Source organism: Microvirga sp. 2TAF3, from assembly GCF_052114965.1.
Lineage (GTDB): Bacteria > Pseudomonadota > Alphaproteobacteria > Rhizobiales > Beijerinckiaceae > Microvirga.
Genome location: NZ_JBFRFT010000052.1, coordinates 1 through 1,369 on the forward strand (window position 1 = coordinate 1; position 1,369 = coordinate 1,369).

General features: G+C 64.1%; 1 protein-coding gene. It reads left to right on the top strand.

Annotation, left to right across the window (positions count from 1 at the left end):
- Window positions 1-76: 76 nt before the first annotated feature.
- Entirely contained in the window at window positions 77-1,102 is a 1,026-nt protein-coding gene (locus tag AB4Y97_RS20945) for an IS110 family transposase (RefSeq protein ID WP_442000966.1), read from the top strand.
- Window positions 1,103-1,369: the final 267 nt, after the last annotated feature.

Genomic DNA, 1,369 nt, shown 5'->3' on the forward strand with positions numbered 1-1,369 from the left:
TGATGCTGTGGACGGCTCCCACCGAGCGGTGAGGTAGCATGGCTGCTTCGAGCAGCCAGCGACACAGGAGCAACCCATGAGCACGGTCACCACCATTGGTCTGGACATCGCCAAGTCCGTCTTCCAGGTGCACGGCATCAGCGCCTCGGGTGAGGTGCTAATCCGGCGCCAGGTCAGGCGCGGGCAGGTGCTCAAGTTCTTCGCTTCTCTGCCACCCTCCCTGATCGGCATCGAGGCGTGTGCCTCAGCCCATCACTGGTCACGAGAGCTCCAGAGCCTCGGCCATGAGGTGAAGCTCATGCCGCCGGCTTACGTCAAACCTTATGTGAAGCGGCAGAAGAACGACATGGCCGATGCCGAGGCGATCTGCGAAGCGGTGACCCGGCCGACCATGCGCTTTGTCGAGACGAAGACGTGTGAGCAGCAGAGCGTGCTGATGCTGCACCGGGTGCGGCTCATGCAGGTTCGGCAGAAGACCATGCTGACCAACGCCATCCGAGCCCACCTGGCCGAGTTCGGCTTGGTGGCGAAGATCGGCCGCAAGGGTGTTGATGAACTGCTGCTGTTGGTCCGTGATGGGGATGAGCGGATCCCGGAGTTGGCCCGCGCCTGCATCCTGGCGCTCGCCGAGCAACTGGTGCTGGTCAAACGCCAGATCCTGGAGATGGACCGGCGCATCACCGCCTGCCATCGGGCCAGCGAGGTCAGCCGCCGACTGGCCGAGATCCCTGGAGTGGGTCCGCTGCTCGCATCTGCTCTCGTGGCCCATGTCCCCAACCCGAAGGCTTTCTCCTCAGGCCGTAATCTGGCGGCCTGGATCGGCTTGGTGCCGAAGCAGAACTCCAGCGGCGGCAAGGAGCGGCTGGGCGGGGTGACCAAGCAGGGCAATCGCTACTTGCGTTCCATGCTGACGGTGGGCGCGCTCGCTGTGATCCGTTTTGCCCAGCGGCACGGGACGAAGCGGCCGTGGATCGTGCAACTGCTGGCGCGGCGGGCCACAAAGGTGGCGGCGGTGGCGTTGGCCAACAAGATGGCCCGGATGGTGTGGGCGATCATGGCCAGGGGCGAGCGCTATCGGGAGCCTGTTGCACAGGCAGCGTAATCATCGCCGGACGGGTTCGGCGATCAGGAGGTTGGGAAGGGCGCAAGGACACTAATGCAGGATCCGGTCGAACCGGGAAGCGGGACACCCCATTCGTGCCAGAGCATCTTGGAATGCGAGCTTTTGGTCGGGACCCCTTCGCGGAGGGCATTATGGCCAGCGGTCATGAGCACCGCAGCAACAGGTCGAACACATGGCCGCACCGACCAACCTTGCAGCAGCGTTCAACAAAACCCTTGCCAACGGGGAGCCGTCCACACATGGCAC

What these genes read in the sequence shown, in the direction of transcription:
- AB4Y97_RS20945 (WP_442000966.1), top strand. Translation starts at nt 77, where the DNA reads ATGAGCACGGTCACCACCATTGGTCTGGACATCGCCAAGTCCGTCTTC.